The 17,515-nt window shown below is 62.3% G+C and carries 18 protein-coding genes; 5 read left to right on the top strand and 13 right to left on the bottom strand.

Translation table 11 applies throughout. The annotated features are described in order from the left end of the window. Positions 1 to 74 precede the first annotated feature (74 nt). Both rhlB and NUV89_RS12560 read right to left on the bottom strand, forming a co-directional pair. On the bottom strand, positions 75 to 1,532 hold the full coding sequence (gene rhlB / locus NUV89_RS12555; RefSeq protein ID WP_257781597.1) for an ATP-dependent RNA helicase RhlB: 1,458 nt from the start codon (positions 1,530 to 1,532) through the stop codon (positions 75 to 77). Between the two features lie 96 nt (positions 1,533 to 1,628). After that, a complete protein-coding gene (locus NUV89_RS12560) occupies positions 1,629 to 2,285 on the bottom strand; it encodes an alpha/beta hydrolase (RefSeq protein WP_257781571.1) in 657 nt (218 codons plus the stop codon). 344 nt (positions 2,286 to 2,629) lie between these two features. On the opposite strand from NUV89_RS12560, the gene NUV89_RS12565 reads away from it, so the two are divergent. The 4 genes from NUV89_RS12565 to NUV89_RS12580 all read left to right on the top strand — a co-directional run bounded on the left by NUV89_RS12565 (position 2,630) and on the right by NUV89_RS12580 (position 6,799). Beyond that, positions 2,630 to 3,661, top strand: coding sequence for an amino acid ABC transporter substrate-binding protein (locus tag NUV89_RS12565; RefSeq protein WP_257781572.1), 1,032 nt, complete (start codon positions 2,630 to 2,632; stop codon positions 3,659 to 3,661). A gap of 72 nt (positions 3,662 to 3,733) precedes the next feature. Further along, positions 3,734 to 4,915, top strand: a complete 1,182-nt coding sequence (locus NUV89_RS12570; protein ID WP_257781573.1) for an amino acid ABC transporter permease — start codon at positions 3,734 to 3,736, stop codon at positions 4,913 to 4,915. Positions 4,916 to 4,925: 10 nt separating this feature from the next. Further along, entirely contained in the window at positions 4,926 to 6,023 is a 1,098-nt protein-coding gene (locus NUV89_RS12575) for an amino acid ABC transporter permease (RefSeq protein WP_207039986.1), read from the top strand. A gap of 11 nt (positions 6,024 to 6,034) precedes the next feature. Beyond that, positions 6,035 to 6,799, top strand: a complete 765-nt coding sequence (locus tag NUV89_RS12580) for an amino acid ABC transporter ATP-binding protein (protein ID WP_003171943.1) — start codon at positions 6,035 to 6,037, stop codon at positions 6,797 to 6,799. Between the two features lie 53 nt (positions 6,800 to 6,852). Here the strand turns inward: NUV89_RS12580 and NUV89_RS12585 are convergent, their stop codons facing one another. Both NUV89_RS12585 and NUV89_RS12590 read right to left on the bottom strand, forming a co-directional pair. Beyond that, positions 6,853 to 7,341: a type II toxin-antitoxin system MqsA family antitoxin gene (locus NUV89_RS12585; RefSeq protein ID WP_257781574.1), complete on the bottom strand. Its 489-nt coding sequence runs from the start codon at positions 7,339 to 7,341 to the stop codon at positions 6,853 to 6,855. Further along, the gene (locus NUV89_RS12590; protein ID WP_257781575.1) at positions 7,338 to 7,649 is read right to left on the bottom strand and encodes a type II toxin-antitoxin system MqsR family toxin; all 312 of its coding nucleotides are present in this window, start codon (positions 7,647 to 7,649) and stop codon (positions 7,338 to 7,340) included. The genes NUV89_RS12585 and NUV89_RS12590 overlap by 4 nt, the downstream gene beginning before the upstream one ends. 176 nt (positions 7,650 to 7,825) lie before the next feature. Here NUV89_RS12590 and NUV89_RS12595 point away from each other — a divergent pair, with 176 nt between their 5' ends. Further along, positions 7,826 to 9,079 carry a CynX/NimT family MFS transporter gene (locus NUV89_RS12595; protein ID WP_257781576.1) on the top strand — a complete coding sequence of 418 codons (1,254 nt, stop codon included), beginning with the start codon at positions 7,826 to 7,828 and terminating at the stop codon, positions 9,077 to 9,079. A gap of 7 nt (positions 9,080 to 9,086) precedes the next feature. On the opposite strand, the gene NUV89_RS12600 is transcribed toward NUV89_RS12595, so the two are convergent. From NUV89_RS12600 to NUV89_RS12640, 9 genes are all read right to left on the bottom strand, one after another. Continuing rightward, positions 9,087 to 9,716, bottom strand: coding sequence for a DUF1120 domain-containing protein (locus NUV89_RS12600; protein ID WP_257781577.1), 630 nt, complete (start codon positions 9,714 to 9,716; stop codon positions 9,087 to 9,089). Between the two features lie 40 nt (positions 9,717 to 9,756). Further along, positions 9,757 to 10,392 carry a DUF1120 domain-containing protein gene (locus NUV89_RS12605; RefSeq protein ID WP_257781578.1) on the bottom strand — a complete coding sequence of 212 codons (636 nt, stop codon included), beginning with the start codon at positions 10,390 to 10,392 and terminating at the stop codon, positions 9,757 to 9,759. A gap of 10 nt (positions 10,393 to 10,402) precedes the next feature. After that, positions 10,403 to 11,035 carry a DUF1120 domain-containing protein gene (locus NUV89_RS12610; protein ID WP_257781579.1) on the bottom strand — a complete coding sequence of 211 codons (633 nt, stop codon included), beginning with the start codon at positions 11,033 to 11,035 and terminating at the stop codon, positions 10,403 to 10,405. Between the two features lie 10 nt (positions 11,036 to 11,045). Then, entirely contained in the window at positions 11,046 to 12,173 is a 1,128-nt protein-coding gene (locus NUV89_RS12615) for a DUF1120 domain-containing protein (RefSeq protein WP_257781580.1), read from the bottom strand. Positions 12,174 to 12,184: 11 nt separating this feature from the next. Next, positions 12,185 to 14,620: a fimbria/pilus outer membrane usher protein gene (locus tag NUV89_RS12620; RefSeq protein ID WP_257781581.1), complete on the bottom strand. Its 2,436-nt coding sequence runs from the start codon at positions 14,618 to 14,620 to the stop codon at positions 12,185 to 12,187. A 136-nt stretch (positions 14,621 to 14,756) separates the two neighbouring features. After that, a complete protein-coding gene (locus NUV89_RS12625; protein ID WP_257781582.1) occupies positions 14,757 to 15,467 on the bottom strand; it encodes a fimbria/pilus chaperone family protein in 711 nt (236 codons plus the stop codon). A gap of 38 nt (positions 15,468 to 15,505) precedes the next feature. Next, positions 15,506 to 16,132: a DUF1120 domain-containing protein gene (locus tag NUV89_RS12630; protein ID WP_257781583.1), complete on the bottom strand. Its 627-nt coding sequence runs from the start codon at positions 16,130 to 16,132 to the stop codon at positions 15,506 to 15,508. Positions 16,133 to 16,214: 82 nt separating this feature from the next. Then, the gene (locus tag NUV89_RS12635) at positions 16,215 to 16,838 is read right to left on the bottom strand and encodes a DUF1120 domain-containing protein (protein WP_257781584.1); all 624 of its coding nucleotides are present in this window, start codon (positions 16,836 to 16,838) and stop codon (positions 16,215 to 16,217) included. 42 nt (positions 16,839 to 16,880) lie between these two features. Next, a complete protein-coding gene (locus NUV89_RS12640) occupies positions 16,881 to 17,495 on the bottom strand; it encodes a DUF1120 domain-containing protein (protein WP_257781585.1) in 615 nt (204 codons plus the stop codon). Between the last annotated feature and the right edge of the window lie 20 nt (positions 17,496 to 17,515).

A 17,515-nucleotide genomic window follows, 5' to 3' on the forward strand; every position in this document is an offset into this window, starting at 1 on the left:
AGTTGATACATTCATCACTGATACACCGCATTCGCGAGCAAGCCCGCTCCCACATGTTTTACCGCATTTCAGCTTTAAGCAGGGCGTTTGCGTTCTACCGCCCGCAACAAATGCGTCGGCGGCGTCTCGCAGCTGATCTTGCGCCCCAGCAGCGTCTCGATCGACGGCAGCTGATACGAGTCATCCTCACCCGCAAAACTGATCGACACACCCGCCGCGCCCGCACGGCCAGTACGACCAATACGGTGCACGTAGTCATCCGGCACTTCCGGCAGGGTGAAGTTGATCACATGGCTGATGCCATCAATGTGAATGCCACGGCCTGCCACATCGGTCGCCACCAGCACGCGGATCTTGCCCTCGCGGAAACCTTCCAACGTCTTGATGCGCTTGTGTTGCGGCACATCGCCGGACAGTTGCGCGGCGTTGACGCCATCACGCACCAGGCGCTCTTCGATGCGGCGCACTTCGTCCTTGCGGTTGGCGAACACCATCACCCGTTCCCAACCGTTGTCGTTGACCAGGTTGTAGAGCAGCTTGTACTTGTCGGCACCGGCCACGGCGTAAATGTGTTGCTCGACGTTTTCGCTGGCGACGTTTTCCGCTTCGATCTCGACGATGGACGGGTCGGTGGTCCACTGCTTGGCGAGGTTCATCACGTCTTCGGTGAAGGTCGCGGAGAACAGCAGGGTCTGGCGCTCGGATTTCGGTGGAGTCTGGCGAATGATCTGGCGCACTTGTGGGATAAAGCCCATGTCGAGCATGCGGTCGGCTTCGTCCAGCACCATCACTTCGACCATGTCCAAGTGCACGTCGCCGCGCTGGTTGAAGTCCAGCAGGCGGCCCGGCGTGGCCACCAGGATGTCGCAGTGACGGGCTTCGAGGTGTTTGAGCTGTTTGTCGAAGTCCATGCCGCCGACGAACGTCATGACATTGAGGCCGGTGTACTTGGTCAGGTCGGCGGCGTCCTTGGCGATCTGCACCACCAACTCCCGGGTCGGGGCGATGATGAGGGCGCGCGGCTCACCCATGTAGCGCTCTTTCGGCGGCGGCGTTTGCAGCAGCTGGGTGATGATCGAGATCAGGAACGCGGCGGTCTTGCCGGTGCCGGTCTGGGCGCGGCCGATGGCGTCTTTGCCGGCCAGGGTAAAGCCTAGTACCTGCGCCTGGATCGGCGTGCAATACGGGAAACCCAGGTCCTGGATGGCGTGCATCAGTTCCGGGGCCAGTTTGAAATCGTGGAAGCGGGTCTTGCCTTCCTGGGGCTCGACGACGAAGTCTTCGAGCTTCCATGGGATCACCGGCGGTTTTGGCGCACGTTCACGGCGCGGTTTCGGGGCCGGTGCGGCTTCTTTTACCGGTTCAGGCGCGGTCACCGTAGGCGTCGTCGGCTGGGCGACAGGCGCAGTCCGAGCAGGCTGTTGGCCGTCATTGCGGCTGCCGGCAGTCGGGGCAGGAGCACTGGGAACAGGCGCGAGCGGCTCGGCCTCGCTTTTGCCGAACATCTTCTTGAGTGCTTCGAGCACGGTGATCTCATTAATTGGTTAAGGAATGTACGCCGGCCAGTGTAATGCAAGAAACGGGCGCGGCGTAGTGCGTCTGTCATACGGCTACATAAACCCAGGGTTTCAGCCCAGGCGAGCGCTTAACCAGGTGCCGATGTCGCGGATTTCCTCGGGTAACACTTCGTGGCCCATTGGGTATTCCTGCCATGTCACGGTGACACCACGGCTCTGCAAATGCTCATAGGCACTGCGGCCCATGGCGTTTTGCACCACGTCGTCGTACTGGCCGTGCAGGCACAGGGTCGGAATACGCTGTTGGCTGGCGGATAACTCAAGTTCATCGCTGAAGGTCGGCGCATAGGTGGAGAGCGCAATCACGCCCCCCAAGGCACCCTGCCATTTGGTAAACGCCGTGTGGAAAACCACCGCGCCACCCTGGGAAAAACCAGCGAGAAAAATCCGCGACGCGTCTATCCCGCTGCTTTTTTGTTCCTTGATCAAATCGGTGACCATCCGCGCCGATGCTTCCAGCTCTTCCAGGCTGATGGAACGGGCCGGGCTCATGGCCTTGATGTCGTACCAACTGGGCATCTCGTAGCCACCATTAATGGTCACCGGACGGGTCGGCGCCTGGGGCAAAACGAAACGGGTGGTCAGCAAACTTTCCTGCAGGGCTTCGGCCACTGGCAGGAAGTCGTAGCGATCGGCACCCAGGCCATGCAACCAGATTACGCAGGCGTCTGCGGGCTTGGCGGGCTGAAGAATCAAGGGTTCGGTCATGTCTGCTCCATATATGTGCGTGCGCTCCGATTAAGTGCGACGGAACGGTGCGCGACAGGTTGATCTGTTAAGAGAATGTCGCAAGGTTGAATCTTTTGCTCTTGATAGTGGGCTGAAACGACTCAGCCATCACTCTGGTACGCGCCTTGCTATGTGTAGGTCGATGTCAGAACTATCCCAGGCCGGTAACACTATCAGTGACTGCCGTTGTGGGATAGCCGCTGGAATTACCGCGAAAGCCTCATGCTGCTTGACCCTAAAAAAAGCCAACACGGGTCGATATCGCCTCATAAGGGTGCGCAGAGGTTTTAGCTCCGACACAACAAGAGCAACTGGAGGTTTGAATGAAGGTATTGAAATCCACCCTGGCCATCGTGACTGCGGCGACTGTACTGGGTGTCAGTGGTTTCGCCCAAGCCGGCGCCACCCTGGATGCCGTGCAGAAGAAAGGCTTTGTGCAATGTGGCGTGAGCGACGGCCTGCCGGGTTTCTCGGTGCCGGATGCCAGCGGCAAGATCCTCGGGATCGATGCTGACGTGTGCCGTGCGGTGGCCGCTGCCGTATTCGGCGACGCGACCAAGGTCAAATTCAGCCAGTTGAACGCCAAGGAGCGTTTCACCGCGCTTCAATCGGGCGAAGTCGACATCCTGTCCCGCAACACCACCATGACCAGCTCCCGCGATGCGGGCATGGGCCTGAAATTCCCAGGCTTCATTACCTACTACGACGGTATCGGCTTCCTGGTTAACAACAAGCTGGGCGTGAAAAGTGCCAAGGAACTGGACGGTGCAACCATCTGCATCCAGGCCGGTACTACCACCGAGCTGAACGTTTCCGACTACTTCCGTGGCAACAACCTCAAATACACCCCGATCACCTTCGACACCTCCGACGAAAGCGCCAAGTCGCTGGAATCCGGGCGTTGCGACGTACTGACCTCCGACAAGTCCCAACTGTTCGCCCAGCGCAGCAAGCTGGCGTCGCCAAAGGACTACGTGGTCCTGCCGGAAACTATTTCCAAAGAACCGCTGGGCCCGGTCGTGCGTAACGGCGACGACGAGTGGCTGGCCATCGTGCGCTGGGTGGGCTACGCCATGCTCAACGCGGAAGAAGCCGGTATCACCTCGAAAAACGTCGAAGCTGAAGCCAAGTCCACCAAGAACCCGGACGTGGCACGTCTGCTCGGTGCTGACGGCGAATACGGCAAAGACCTGAAAGTGAAGAAAGACTGGGTTGTACAGATCGTCAAGCAAGTCGGTAACTACGGCGAAGTGTTCGAGCGCAACCTCGGCAAGAGCACCCCGCTGGAAATCGACCGTGGCCTGAACGCGCTGTGGAACAACGGCGGCATTCAATACGCACCACCTGTGCGCTGATCGCTGATGGTTCTATCACCCGGTGGGCCAACCGCCGGGTGATGTTCTGTTCCATTATTTCCGGGGCACTTCATGCAAAATCAAATCGGCGCACCAAAGCAGAAGCTCAGCTTCAGCGATCCCAAAGTGCGTGCGTGGCTCTTCCAGATCATCACGATTGTGGCGGTGGTCTCGCTGGGCTGGTACCTCTTCAACAATACCCAGACCAACCTTCAGCACCGGGGCATTACCTCCGGTTTCGACTTTCTTGAACGCAGTGCCGGCTTCGGCATCGCGCAGCATTTGATCGACTACACCGAATCGGACAGTTATGCCCGCGTCTTTGTGATCGGTCTGCTCAACACCTTGCTCGTCACCGTGATCGGCGTGATCCTGGCGACCCTGCTGGGTTTCATCATCGGCGTGGCACGGCTGTCGCCGAACTGGATGATAAACAAGCTGGCGACGGTGTATGTGGAAGTGTTCCGCAACATTCCGCCGCTGCTGCAAATCCTGTTCTGGTATTTCGCGGTGTTCCTCACCATGCCGGGGCCGCGTAACAGCCATAACTTCGGCGATACCTTCTTTGTCAGCAGCCGTGGCCTGAACATGCCGGCAGCGCTGGCGGCGGATGGGTTCTGGCCGTTCGTGGTCAGCATCGTCGTGGCGATCATCGCCGTGGTGCTGATGGCGCGTTGGGCCAACAAACGCTTTGAAGCGACCGGTGTACCGTTCCACAAATTCTGGGCCGGGCTGGCGTTGCTCATCGTGATCCCGGCGTTGTGCGCCCTGATCTTCGGTGCGCCGCTGCATTGGGAAATGCCCAAGTTGCAGGGCTTCAACTTTGTCGGTGGCTGGGTACTCATCCCTGAGCTGCTGGCGTTGACCCTGGCGCTGACCGTCTACACGGCTGCGTTTATCGCCGAGATCGTGCGGTCGGGCATCAAGTCCGTCAGCCACGGCCAGACCGAAGCCGCGCGCTCCCTGGGCCTGCGCCCCGGGCCGACGCTGCGCAAGGTCATCATCCCCCAGGCCCTGCGGGTGATTATTCCGCCGCTGACCAGCCAATACCTGAACCTGGCGAAGAACTCGTCGCTGGCCGCCGGTATCGGTTACCCGGAAATGGTTTCGCTGTTTGCCGGCACGGTGCTCAACCAGACCGGCCAGGCCATCGAAGTCATTGCCATCACCATGAGCGTGTACCTGGCGATCAGCATCAGCATTTCGCTGCTGATGAACTGGTACAACAAGCGCATTGCGCTGATCGAGCGGTGAGGACACACCCATGAGTACGCATACTTTCAAACCTGATATGCCGCCGCCGAGCAAAGTGTTCGGCCCGGTGGCATGGATGCGCGCCAACCTGTTTTCCAGTTGGCTCAACACCTTGCTGACATTGCTGGCGTTCTACCTGGTCTACCTGGTGGTGCCGCCGATCCTGCATTGGGCCATTTTGGACGCCAACTGGGTCGGCACCACGCGCGCCGATTGCACCAAGGAGGGCGCCTGCTGGGTGTTTATCCAACAGCGCTTCGGGCAGTTCATGTACGGCTACTACCCCGGCGACCTGCGCTGGCGCGTGGACCTGACCGTGTGGCTGGCCATCGTTGGCGTGGCGCCGTTGTTCATCTCGCGCTTCCCGCGCAAGGCGATCTACGGCCTGGGCTTCCTGGTGCTGTACCCGATCATCGCGTTCTTCCTGTTGCACGGCGGCATCTTCGGCCTGAGCAACGTGGCGACCAGCCAATGGGGCGGCCTGATGCTGACCCTGGTGATCGCCACCGTCGGTATCGCTGGCGCCTTGCCGTTGGGCATTGTGCTGGCACTGGGGCGGCGTTCGAACATGCCGGCGATTCGTGTGGTCTGCGTGACCTTCATCGAATTCTGGCGCGGCGTGCCGTTGATTACCGTGCTGTTCATGTCCTCGGTGATGCTGCCGTTGTTCCTGCCCGAAGGCATGGGCATCGACAAATTGCTGCGGGCGTTGATCGGCGTGATCCTGTTCCAGTCGGCCTACGTGGCCGAAGTGGTGCGCGGTGGCTTGCAGGCGATTCCCAAGGGGCAGTACGAAGCCGCTGCCGCGATGGGCTTGGGCTACTGGCGTTCGATGGGCCTGGTGATCCTGCCGCAAGCCCTGAAGATGGTGATCCCGGGCATCGTCAACACGTTTATCGCGTTGTTCAAGGACACCAGCCTGGTGATCATCATCGGCCTGTTCGACCTGCTCAACAGCGTCAAGCAAGCCGCCGCCGATCCGAAATGGCTGGGCATGGCCACTGAAGGCTACGTGTTCGCCGCCCTGGTGTTCTGGATTTTCTGTTTTGGTATGTCGCGCTATTCCATTCATTTGGAACATAAGCTCGACACAGGCCACAAGCGTTAGGAGTTGTTGTTATGAGCGAAGCGATCAAACAGCCTGTGAGCCCTGAAGGCATTATCCAGATGCAGGGCGTCAACAAGTGGTACGGCCAGTTCCACGTGTTGAAAGATATCAACCTCAACGTCAAGCAGGGCGAGCGTATCGTGCTGTGCGGCCCGTCGGGTTCGGGCAAGTCCACCACCATCCGTTGCCTCAACCGCCTGGAAGAACACCAGCAGGGCCGCATCGTGGTGGATGGCGTGGAGCTGACCAACGACCTCAAGCAGATCGAAGCGATCCGCCGCGAAGTCGGCATGGTGTTCCAGCACTTCAACCTGTTCCCGCACCTGACCATCCTGCAGAACTGCACGCTGGCGCCGATGTGGGTACGCAAGATGCCCAAGCGCAAGGCCGAGGAAATCGCCATGCACTACCTGGAGCGCGTGCGCATTCCAGAGCAGGCGCACAAGTTTCCGGGGCAACTGTCCGGCGGCCAGCAACAGCGTGTGGCGATTGCCCGTGCGCTGTGCATGAAGCCGAAAATCATGCTGTTCGACGAACCGACCTCGGCACTCGACCCGGAAATGGTGAAAGAGGTTTTGGACACCATGATCGGCCTGGCCGAAGACGGCATGACCATGTTGTGCGTGACCCACGAAATGGGCTTTGCGCGCACCGTGGCCAACCGCGTGATCTTCATGGACAAGGGCGAGATCGTCGAACAGGCAGCGCCGAATGACTTCTTCGACAACCCGCAGAATGACCGGACCAAGTTGTTCTTGAGCCAGATCCTGCATTGATCGATGTGTGAATAAATAAACCCGGCCTGGTGCCGGGTTTATTGTTTGGAGGCTCAGGACGCTTTGAGGGCTTCTTGCGTTTTGTTGTTGAGGGTGTAAGTGAAGGCGTTGCGCAGGTCTGCGCCATCGGCCAGTTCTTTGGCCTCGGCGAGCAAGTCGGGGTGACGATCCAGCAGGCGCATCAACACCATCAACGGTTTGGGCGGTGTTATTTCGCCGCGTTCGTAGCGTGAGAAGGCGTTGTGCCCGCCACCGGACAGCAACTCCACGGTTTCTTTTTGCGTGAGGTGCAGCTTGCGGCGGATACGCTTGAGTTCGGCGCCCATCTTCCGCCGTGCGGCGTGGAGCAGCTCATCACTGGCCTTGGCGTGGCGTTCGCAGCTATCGGGGTCGTACATGCCGTCCTCGCACACCTGGCACTCCCAGCCCGAAAGACCTTCAATGCACTGCTCCATGCCTTTGATGCGCAGGGTTTCACTGCGGCCTTCAAAACGCACCATCGCGTCGGGGGCACCGCAGATGAAGCAATGTTGGGTATTCATAGGTTCATCCCTTTGAAGGAGATCACCGGTGGGTTACTGCCGGAGCAATACGTCACCTTGATGTAAATCTCCAGACCATGTGAATGGATGTGGTAGACGTCCTGCCAGATACGATGATCGGCATAGGTGGTCATCGACTTGCACAACATCCTGTTTTTCAGCGCGTAAATGATCGATTGCATCTCGCTGATATCGAGGTCGAGCGCTTCTGCGGTTCTCTTTGCCGCACGTGTGAATGCCTTGGCGCCAAGCCGTCTCACATCCGCCTTTATCACCGCCAAATCGTAATGAGGTGTGTACTTTTCCATAAGACACCTGAGTCCAATAATTACCCTCAGAGGGTAATTTTACCAATCGAAAATTCAGTTCCTTTTGTTGCCTAAAAAACCTAGTGCGTTGCTCTTGTGGGCACGTCCGAATAGGCTGTGGGACTTTTCAACCAGTGATTAGGGCAAGCCCCCATCCCTCTGCCGGCGTTTGTTCCATGACCTCTGAAACCAAGCTTGAAGAACTGTTGATCGATGCCGAAGCCGACGATGAGGTGGTGCAACACCGCCCGCCGGTGGTGAGCCGCCCCTGGTTGTTGATCGTGGGGCTGGTTCTGGTGGCAATGAACCTGCGCCCGGCGCTGTCGAGCCTTTCGCCGTTGCTGAGCAACGTCTCCGACAGCCTGGGGCTGTCGGCGGCCAAGGCCGGTCTGCTGACCACCTTGCCGGTGCTGTGCCTGGGGCTGTTCGCGCCGCTGGCGCCGATCCTGGCGCGGCGTTTTGGCGCCGAGCGGGTGGTGCTGGGGATTCTGCTGACACTGGCTGGCGGCATCATCCTGCGCAGTTCGTTTGGCGAAGCCGGGCTGTTCGCCGGCAGCCTGATCGCCGGCGCCAGCATTGGCATCATCGGTGTGTTGTTGCCGGGTATCGTCAAGCGTGACTTCGCCAAACAGGCTGGCACCATGACCGGCGTCTACACCATGGCGCTGTGCCTGGGGGCGGCGTTGGCGGCGGGGGCCACGGTGCCGCTGAGTCACTATTTTGGAGACAGTTGGCCCATCGGCTTGGGCTTCTGGATCGTTCCTGCCTTGGCGGCGGCGCTGTTCTGGCTGCCGCAAGTCGGCCAGAAACACGGGGCGCATCAGGTCGCCTATCGGGTCAAAGGCTTGCTGCGCGATCCGCTGGCCTGGCAAGTGACCCTGTACATGGGCCTGCAATCATCCCTGGCCTATATCGTGTTTGGCTGGCTGCCCTCAATCCTGATCGACCGAGGCCTGAGTGCCACCGAAGCCGGGCTGGCGCTGTCCGGCTCGATCATCGTGCAGTTGCTCAGCGCGCTCACGGCGCCGTGGCTGGCCACCCGTGGCAAGGACCAGCGCCTGGCCATCGTGGTGGTGATGCTGCTGACCCTCGGCGGCCTGTTCGGTTGCCTGTTGGCGCCGCTCGACGGGTTGTGGGGCTGGGCGATTCTGCTGGGGCTGGGGCAGGGCGGTACGTTCAGCCTGGCACTGACCCTGATCGTTCTGCGCTCCCGCGATTCCCACGTGGCGGCCAACCTGTCCGGCATGGCCCAAGGCATCGGCTACACCTTGGCGTCCATGGGCCCGTTGGCCGTGGGCGTGCTGCATGACTGGACCGGTGGCTGGGGCGCCACCGGCTGGGTGTTCGGCGTGATCGGCCTGGGCGCGATCATCGCCGGGCTCGGTGCCGGTCGCGCCGCTTACGTCGCGGTCAACAGCGAGCGGGTCTGACGCGGTATCACAGGTACTTGACCGTCACCGCCACGGAGCCGTCGATAGGCACTTCTTCGGTCAAGGTCAGGCTGTTGGTGGGGGCGATGAGCGTTTTTATTTCCATCTCGCCTGTCAGCACTTTCGTCGGCAGCGGTGTGAAGGATGAGTTGTCGGCGACGGCGGTCGTGCCACCGTCCCATAGAGCCCCGCCCGGCCATGGTTCCCAGGTCTCTCCGCCGTCATAGGACATAATAAATCTGGATGGAACATCGTCGGCCACGGCTGACGTCAAGTTCACGGCAAAGGAGCCGAGCTTTTCATCACCATTGATCAGGCCCAGGCCGAAGTTATCTTCATGACCATCGGGTACCGAGCCTGCGCGGTTGTCGTGACCTTGCAATGCGAAGAGGATGGCAGAATCGCAGTCGACCCGCAGTTGCAGGTACTCCGCAGGCAGGCGGGTCAACCTGTCGGCATTGAGGTCCTTGGCGGACAGCTTGCCGTAATCAACGGTGCCGCCACTGGACATGCTCGGTGTACACGCACTCGGCGTGATCGAGCCCTTGATGTTCAGGTCGATGCTGGACGCAGCGATCGCATGGCCGGCGCCAGCCAGGATGAAGGCCGAGGCCAGCAGTTTACGGGTGATGCTCATGGTGTTGCTCCTAACCAGGGAAAGTGAAGGGTTTCAGGGATTACAGGTACACAACTTCCAGCGTCGCCGAACCGTCCATCGGTGTTTCCACACTCAGGTCCAGGTTCTGCCGGGCGTTGATCGTGGCTTCCAGCTTCAAGGTGCTGGTAAGGGTCTGGATTGCGGAGGGCCCGGCCATGCTGCCCGCCACATCGGTAAACCCCAGCAGGCTGCGCGAGCCGACATCGATGGGGTTGAGGTTGGAGGTACGCCAGGCCAGGCCGCCGGTGGTGGACTCGGTGCCGTACACCACTGCAAGGTCATCGACCACGGTCTGCTTGGGGTCGAAACTCAGCGAATACACGCCGATCTTGTTGCCGGCGGTATCCAGCCCCAAGCCATAGAAAATCTCGCTGTTGACGTGTGCGGTGCCGTCGCGGTTGTCGCGCATGCGCAGGGCAAAGCGGCCGGCGGCGTTGCAGTTGACGGTAAGCGTCAGGTACTTGTGCGGCAGGCGCGTGCCATTGGTGAGGTTGAGGTCGTTGCGCGAGATCTTGCCGAAGTCCACCAACCCGCCGCTGGATAACTGTGGCGTGCAGGCCATCGGCGTAATCAGGCCCTTTACGGTCAATTCGGCAGTGGAGGCGGCGTGGGCAGTGCCGGACAACAGCCCCAAAAAAATCAGAATATTCTTCATGGAAGTGCACCTAGAGGTAGTTGATTTCAAGGGTGACCGAGCCATCGATAGGAACTTCCTTGGTCAGGGTCAGGGTATTTGCCGGCGCGATCCTTGGTGCGATGCGCAGGTCTGCGGTCAGCCGTTGGATGGGCATTGGCGCGAGATTGGGGATGCTTCGGCTGGAGGTGAATGACGTGATGAAGGTGGGTGAAATAATGTCTGTCGGGGCCCAGCCGGTCGGTCCTTCTGAACCGATGGCGTACATCGGGTTGCCGTCGGCGAGGATTGATTGGAGGTCCAATACCATGCTGCCGACTTTTTCGTTGCCATTGACCCGCCCCAGGCCGAAGCGGAACGTGTATTGGCTATCAGAACTGGAGCCGCTTCGGTTGTCCCTGGGCTTCAGGGCCACCAGCGTCAGCGCTTCGCAGGTGAGCTCCAGTTGCAGGGTTTGGACAGGCAGAGCGGTTGGCTGATCGAGGTTCAGGTCCTTGGCGGGGATCTTGCCCAGGTCATACTCACCACCATTGGACAGGCGCGGTTCACACGCACTGGGGGTTATCTTGCCGGTGGCGCTCAGGTTCACGCTGGAGTTGGCTCGGGCTGACGGCCCGCCTACCAGTAGCGAAAGTGCCGATAAGGCAATCAGAAAACACTTCATGGGCGTGTTCCTAGAGGTAGTTGAGTTCAAGGGTGGCGGCGCCGTCGAGACGTACTTCGCTGCCCAGGTCCAGCGTGCCTAGCGGCGCAAGAACGGCTTCGAGGCCGGCCGTGGCGTTGAGTGTCTGGATCGCATCCGGGCCGCTGGTACTGCCGGCGCTGGCGCTGAAGCCCAGGTGGCGGCCAGCGCCAATGGCCATGGGGCTGGCGCTGGCGCTGCTCCAGGGCAGGGCGCCGGTCGGGGAGTCGGTGCGATACACCGGGGAGGCACTGTCGGCGCTGGTACGTGCGGGGTCGAACAGCAGCCGGTAGCGCCCGATTTTCTGCTGTTTGGCGTCGAGCCCCAGGCCGTAGGTGGTTTCGTCGGCGGGGCCGGTGGCCGAACCCTGGCGGTTGTCCTGCAACCGCAGGCTGAAGCGGGTGGGGGCGTCGCAGGTCACGCTAACCACGACGGGTTGCGTGCGCAGCGGCGTTTCCTGGTCGATGTTCAAGTCCATCACCGATAACTTGTGGAACTCCACCGTGCCGCCGTTGGACAGGCTGGGTGTGCAGGCCGCCGGGGCGAAGCGCGCTTGCAGGCGCAACGCCCGCGAGCGCCCGGCGTGGATCGCGTCGAACACGCCGCTGGTGTCCCAGGTCACCGCATCGCTGACGCGTGAGGCCGTTTCGTCGGCCCAGGCGCTTGCCTCGATCAGCAGCGACAAATTGCGCCCACTCACCGTGACGCCACCGCGCAACGGCACGATGCCGTGCTCCGGTCGCCAGTGCAGCGTCGTGCCCAGGCTGACGGGCGGTTGCCCGCTGGCGGCGAGCAAGCCCACTTCTACCGACTGGCCGTCGAGTACCGCATCGCTGACCCGCAGGCTGTAGCTGCCGCGTTCGGTAAACCGGAAGCGCTCGGCACCCGCCGCCAGGCCGCGATAGACCAGGCTCATGTCCGTGGCGTTCGGGCAGTTGAGGTTCAGGCGCACACGCCGCTCCCCCAGCAACCGCTCGGCGGCAGGCGCCAACGCGACGGCGCGGTTCATCAGGCCGAAATCCAGCGTGGGTTCGCTCAGGTTCAGTTGGCATTCATCGGCGCCCCAGGCATTGGCGCCCAGCAGCAGACTCAGGGAAAGCAAGACGGGTTTGAGGCCCATGGTGATCGTCCTCATGCTTGGCACCGCGCCGGTGCGGTTTCGTAATACACCTCGGGGTCGCCGTGTTCCGGCAGTTCGAAGCTGAGGCGGCAACGGGGTTGGCCGGGGGCGCTGATCCACAGCGCGCGTCGGTCGAGCACGTCCGGCAGGAACACTTGGCTGCCTTCCTGGACCAGGGTCACGAACTCGCCGTCTGCGGTACTGACCGTGGCACCACGGGGCAGCGGCTGGCCGTCGGGCGTGGTCACGTGCAGCAAGGCGCGTCGAGTCAGGGCCACGCCGAATTCGACTTTGTCCACCGCGCCTCGCCCGGCCGACAGCACCGCCAAGCCATTACTGATATCGGCGTTGCGCGGCAGCGAGCGGGTCTGTACCTCCACCGGGCTGCGGCCATAGGCACTGAGTTGCGGCACCACGGCCTGGCCTTGCCAATCGGTCCACACCGGGCCGCTTGGCGTGCTGACCTTGATCCCGGCCATGTCGCCCACCGACATGACCGCGAAGGTTTCGCGCACCGGGTACGGCGAGAAGGTCAAGCCGTCGCCGTGCAGTACCACGCCGCCGCGTGCGCCGCCCTGGTAGCTGGAGCGCTCGGCGTCGTTGCGTGTGTAGTTGAAGTCCAACTGGCTGTAATAGGGCAGCGCCGATACGCCTACGGACGACTCCACCTCGCGGTCGCGGCTGTCGCGTTCAACGCCGACGCGGTAGGCGAATTGGTCATTGACCTGCTCGTTGAACCCGGCGCCGAGGCGATGTTCGCCGCCGGTGTTGCGCGCCCAGGCGCGAACCTGGCGACTGTCGCCGATGGGCACGCTGATGTTCAGGTAAATGCTGTCATCGCTCTGCTGCCGGCCGCCGACCTGCCATTCGGCGCTGGCGGAGACTGACACCCGGCCAACGTTGGTGCCCCACGACGCCAGTGCGCGGCTGCTGCTGTCGCCGGTATAGGAGGACGAACGCGAGACCCCGGCACTGAAGGCCCCCAGCATCGGGTGCGCCCAGGACACCGTGGCACTCTGCTGGTCGCGATAGCGCGCGCGTTGTTGCTCGCGGGTGTCGGTGCGGTAGGTGGAGTCTTCCAGGTCGCGGTAACCGAACGAGCGCCAGGAGCCTGCGGTGGTGATGGCCCAGCGTTCGCCCAGGCGCTGCGACCACGACAGGTCGGTCTGCACCCCACGCTCATTGCCCTGGCGCGTGGCCTGGGCCAACTGGCTGGAGAACTGCAACTGGCTGTCCTGCCAGGGTAGCCAGCCCAGGCTGATCCCGGCAGCACGATAGTCGTCGGCCGCCAGCACACCGCCGCCAACGCTGACCTGCGGGTGCAGCGCGCCGCTCCAGCCGCCGCTGACCACCCAGGGTTCGGCGCCGGCACCGTCGCCGACCTTGCGCACGCGCCCGGCGGCTACCGAGTAACCCGGCGCCGGCAGGCCCAGGCCCAGCATGGCGGCGGGAACGGTGAAGCGGCGTTCTTCGCCACTGGTTTCCTTGACCGTGACTTCCACGTCGGAACGGCTGTTCAAGCGCCGCACATCGGTGAGGGCAAATGGTCCGGCGGGCACCACGGTGGAATGAATCAGCGTGCCGTTCTGGCGCACTTCCACTTGGGCCGGGCCGTTGGCGATACCGGTGATGGTCGCGCCCTGGTTCTGGTCTTGCAGCGCGGTTTCGGTGAGCACCTGGGCGCCGGTGATCTGGGCGCCGGCCAGCACCGGGTTGTACAGGTTGATCTGCCCGGCCTGGAACACGGCCTGCTGTTCGGCGAAGGTGCGCTGGGCGTAGGCGTCAAGGTGGGTGGTGCGCGACCTCTTGTCTTGCCAGGTGCGCACCTGGCGGCTGCGCACGATCCAGTCGCCGGCGTTGAAACCGACCTCGGTGTTGGCCGAGCCGAAGCGGCTGGTGTCGTCGCCGTACTCGTTGTACAGGCCGGTGAGGTCGTAGTTGAGCAGGCCGGCGAAGCCGCCGGTCTGGTAGCCGGACACGTCCTGCACGGCCGGGCGCAGGGCGTCGGTGGGTACGATCAGCGCCAGGCTGAGGCTGGCCGGATCTTGCTCGATCACGGTCTGCGGGTAGGCGTCGAGGAAGGCATGGCAGTCGGCAGCCTCCGACGGTAGGCGTAGTTGGCCGGCGTCCAGCAGGGCCTGGTTGAAACACAATGCGCCCTGTTCGTCGAACAGCACATCGATACGCCCACGCCGCTGGCCGTTCACGTTCAGGTTCAGGGCGTGGCGGCCAGCGGCGAAGCGTGGCGCTTCCAGCAGCAGGTTGGCCAACTGCGGGTCGATGCCGCGCTGGGACAAGGTTTGCGGGTCGAACGAGCCGGCCTTTTCGTCCGCCAGCGGTTCACCCGCCGGCAGTGTGGCGCCGAGGGTCAACGCCAGGCCGGCCAATACCCGGCGCAGGTTTGGCGGTAGAACGTCAGGCACGGCTGCGCCGTCGCGATCAGTCATTACTGTGCTCACAAGTCATACTCGAAGAGTGGAGGCAGGCCCGCGCCGATCCGTCGGTGCGGCAGGCTCCTGGTGGCCTTCAATGGGAGGCCACTTCGTTATCAGGGCGCCGGAATCCTTCCCTCCAGCGCTGCGATCAAAGGGTGATCGGTGCTTGGTAAGGGTCCACGGCAAAGCCGTACACGGTGGCCGGCTGCAACTGCACGGTGCTGGCCTGGGCCAGGCTGGCGGCGACGCTGAGGGTCTCCCCCGGCAGCACGTAGGTACGTGGCAACAAGGCCGAGCCGTTGCCCGGCAGCAGCTTCAGTTCCTGGGCCAGGCGCACCACATAGGGCGTTGGGTTATGCACGCTCAATTGCTGGTTTTTCAGGCTCCAGGTCAGGCCGGTCCAGGGCGTGCGATTGGGGGCCAGGCCCTTGGGGTGCAGGATCACCGGCAGGTTCTGGCGCACCGTCACGCCAACCCGCGCATGCCCGGCCTGGCCCGCCGCGCGGCCTTGGGGCATGCCCTCGAAAATCACCCGCTTGAGGCGTTGGGTGGTCAACGGCGTGGGCGATTGCAGGATAAAGCGGATCAGTTGGCTCTTGGAGGGCTCTACCCGGGTCAACGGCGGCGTGACGAACAGCAACGGTGCCGGGTCTTCCGGGATGTCTTCGAGGGTCACGTGCAACAGGGCCAGCTTCGAGTCGGTGTTGGTCACCGAAACCGAGGCTTCACCGTCGGCTTCGTTGACGATCACCACCGAAGTGTCCGGCACCATGCCGTCGGCCAGAACCAGGGTGGGGCCCCACAGCGTCAGGGCGAGTGCACCGAGGTACAGGCCCACATAGCGTACGAAGTTGAACATCCGTCTGAACAAGGCGATTCGAGGGAGAGGAAACATGACTACAAGTACCTCAGGTCTAGCACGATGGAGCCGTCCAATGGGACCTCTTGGTCGAGAGTCAGGTAGGCGGCGGCGTTGATGGACGTGTTGATTTGCAAGGTGGCGCTGACCATGCGATGGGGCGCTGGCACCAGGGTGCCGGGAGGGGCAAAGCCCATGTAGGTGTCCGGGTAGGCGTTGGACTCGGGGAACCACGTCAGGCCCTGGTTGCTGGAGGCCAGCACCAGCACGCGCTGGTTGTCACCGGTGGCCTCGCGAATGGCCAGGGCCACCGAGCCCAGGCGTTCCGTCGGCGCATGGATGTTGTTGCCCAAGCCGTAATAAAACCCTGGCCCCACGGACGACGCGGCGCGGTTATCCACGCCCACCAGCACAAACAGCACCGGCTCGTTGCAGCTCACGGTCAGCTCCCGGTTCTGGGTGGGCAACTGGGTGAACTCGTAGAGGTTGAGGGAACGCGCCGGGACGCGCCCGTAATCGACGATGCCGTCGGGATTCAAGGTCGGCGTGCAAGCGCTGGGGGTGATGATGCCGGTCAGTGACACTTCGACCGTCGAGGCGCACAGGGCGGGGGTGGCGGTCAGGCAAAGACCGAGCATCATCAAACGGCGGGAGAACGTGTTCATGGTCTGTGGTTGGAACCGTGGTTGAGGAGACATCCGTGAGAGCGGCGAAGGGCGCAAGGCCGTGCGTTGCGCCCGCTTGCCGTTACAGGTATTTGACGGTCAGGGTGACGGAGCCGTCGATGGGGACTTCTTCGGTCAGGGTCAAGCCGCTGGCGGGGGCGATGCTGGGCGAGGCGGTCATGTTGGCGGTGAAGATCTGCACCGGCATCGGCGCCAGGGTGGTGTTATCCGCCACCGAGAGAATGCCGCCCGTGGCGAAGTTGACTTCCTGGGTCCAGGTCGAGCCGCCGTCCACCGAGCCGATCAAGCGCCCCGCATTGCCGTCTGCGGAGGGCGCGGAGAGCCAGACCTCAAGGAAACCCAGCTTTTCGCTGCCGTTTATCAAGCCCAGGCCAAAGCGTGACGGGACTTCGTCGGAACTCGAGCCGGCACGATTGTCATGGGGCTCGATTGCCATCAGCGTCGCGGCATCGCAGGTGACCGTCAGTTGCAGGGTGTGTTCGCCCAGGTTGGTGTGGTCGTCGGCCTTGAGGTCCTTGGCAGAAATCTTGCCGATATCGACGTTGCCGCCGTTGGGCAGGGTCGGTTCGCAGGCACTCGGTGTGATCAAGCCTTTCACGGTCAGATCGACACTGGAGGCTGCCAGCGCATTGCCGGCAGTGGTGAGCAGAAGGGTGGTGAACAGGGCGTTCAGGGACTTACTCATGGTGTTGCTCCTAGCAGGGTGAAAAATGAAAAAAACGACGGCTTACCAGTACTTCAATTGCAGCGTGGCCTGACCATCGATAGGCACCTCATCGAGCAGGGTCAGGTCGGTGGCGGGCACGATGATGGTGAACGCACGCAAGCGGGCGCTCAGGGTTTTCAGGGCGATGGGCGTGTTGGGGCCGTCGAGTGCGGCGAATGAAGTCAGTGCCTCATGCCCCAGGTAGATCGACGTGGACCAGTTGGCCCCGCCATTGCGTGAGGTGATGACCTTGACGGGATTGTCATCGGCCACCGGGTCGAACAGCGAAAACGCCACGCTGCCCAGTTTCTCGTCCTCATGGGTCTTGCCCAGGCCGTGGTGCGCCGGGTTGATGGCAGAGGTGCCTGCCCGGTTGTCCACGGTGGTCAAGGTGAAAAAGGTGTCACCCTCGCACTGCACTTCAAGGCGCATCTCGGCCGGGTTGAGCCGTGTCGGTGTGCTCGGTTGCAGGTCCCTGGCCGTCATCTTGCCGTGGTCGATCACGCCACCATTGGTCAGGCTGGGTGTGCAGGAGCTGGGGGTGATGCTGCCGGAGACGTTCAAGTGAGTGTCACTGGCGGCAAATACGCTGGGCGCACAGGCTGCCAGTAGCAGGGCGAGGGTGGGTTTATCCATGGGCACAGGTCCTTGTGAGA

Source organism: Pseudomonas sp. 18.1.10 (assembly GCF_024655625.1).
GTDB lineage: Bacteria > Pseudomonadota > Gammaproteobacteria > Pseudomonadales > Pseudomonadaceae > Aquipseudomonas.

What these genes read in the sequence shown, in the direction of transcription:
- NUV89_RS12560 (WP_257781571.1), bottom strand. Translation starts at nt 2,285, where the DNA reads ATGACCGAACCCTTGATTCTTCAGCCCGCCAAGCCCGCAGACGCCTGC.
- NUV89_RS12565 (WP_257781572.1), top strand. Translation starts at nt 2,630, where the DNA reads ATGAAGGTATTGAAATCCACCCTGGCCATCGTGACTGCGGCGACTGTA.
- NUV89_RS12570 (WP_257781573.1), top strand. Translation starts at nt 3,734, where the DNA reads ATGCAAAATCAAATCGGCGCACCAAAGCAGAAGCTCAGCTTCAGCGAT.
- NUV89_RS12575 (WP_207039986.1), top strand. Translation starts at nt 4,926, where the DNA reads ATGAGTACGCATACTTTCAAACCTGATATGCCGCCGCCGAGCAAAGTG.
- NUV89_RS12580 (WP_003171943.1), top strand. Translation starts at nt 6,035, where the DNA reads ATGAGCGAAGCGATCAAACAGCCTGTGAGCCCTGAAGGCATTATCCAG.
- NUV89_RS12585 (WP_257781574.1), bottom strand. Translation starts at nt 7,341, where the DNA reads ATGAATACCCAACATTGCTTCATCTGCGGTGCCCCCGACGCGATGGTG.
- NUV89_RS12590 (WP_257781575.1), bottom strand. Translation starts at nt 7,649, where the DNA reads ATGGAAAAGTACACACCTCATTACGATTTGGCGGTGATAAAGGCGGAT.
- NUV89_RS12595 (WP_257781576.1), top strand. Translation starts at nt 7,826, where the DNA reads ATGACCTCTGAAACCAAGCTTGAAGAACTGTTGATCGATGCCGAAGCC.
- NUV89_RS12600 (WP_257781577.1), bottom strand. Translation starts at nt 9,716, where the DNA reads ATGAGCATCACCCGTAAACTGCTGGCCTCGGCCTTCATCCTGGCTGGC.
- NUV89_RS12605 (WP_257781578.1), bottom strand. Translation starts at nt 10,392, where the DNA reads ATGAAGAATATTCTGATTTTTTTGGGGCTGTTGTCCGGCACTGCCCAC.
- NUV89_RS12610 (WP_257781579.1), bottom strand. Translation starts at nt 11,035, where the DNA reads ATGAAGTGTTTTCTGATTGCCTTATCGGCACTTTCGCTACTGGTAGGC.
- NUV89_RS12615 (WP_257781580.1), bottom strand. Translation starts at nt 12,173, where the DNA reads ATGGGCCTCAAACCCGTCTTGCTTTCCCTGAGTCTGCTGCTGGGCGCC.
- NUV89_RS12620 (WP_257781581.1), bottom strand. Translation starts at nt 14,620, where the DNA reads ATGACTGATCGCGACGGCGCAGCCGTGCCTGACGTTCTACCGCCAAAC.
- NUV89_RS12625 (WP_257781582.1), bottom strand. Translation starts at nt 15,467, where the DNA reads ATGTTCAACTTCGTACGCTATGTGGGCCTGTACCTCGGTGCACTCGCC.
- NUV89_RS12630 (WP_257781583.1), bottom strand. Translation starts at nt 16,132, where the DNA reads ATGAACACGTTCTCCCGCCGTTTGATGATGCTCGGTCTTTGCCTGACC.
- NUV89_RS12635 (WP_257781584.1), bottom strand. Translation starts at nt 16,838, where the DNA reads ATGAGTAAGTCCCTGAACGCCCTGTTCACCACCCTTCTGCTCACCACT.
- NUV89_RS12640 (WP_257781585.1), bottom strand. Translation starts at nt 17,495, where the DNA reads ATGGATAAACCCACCCTCGCCCTGCTACTGGCAGCCTGTGCGCCCAGC.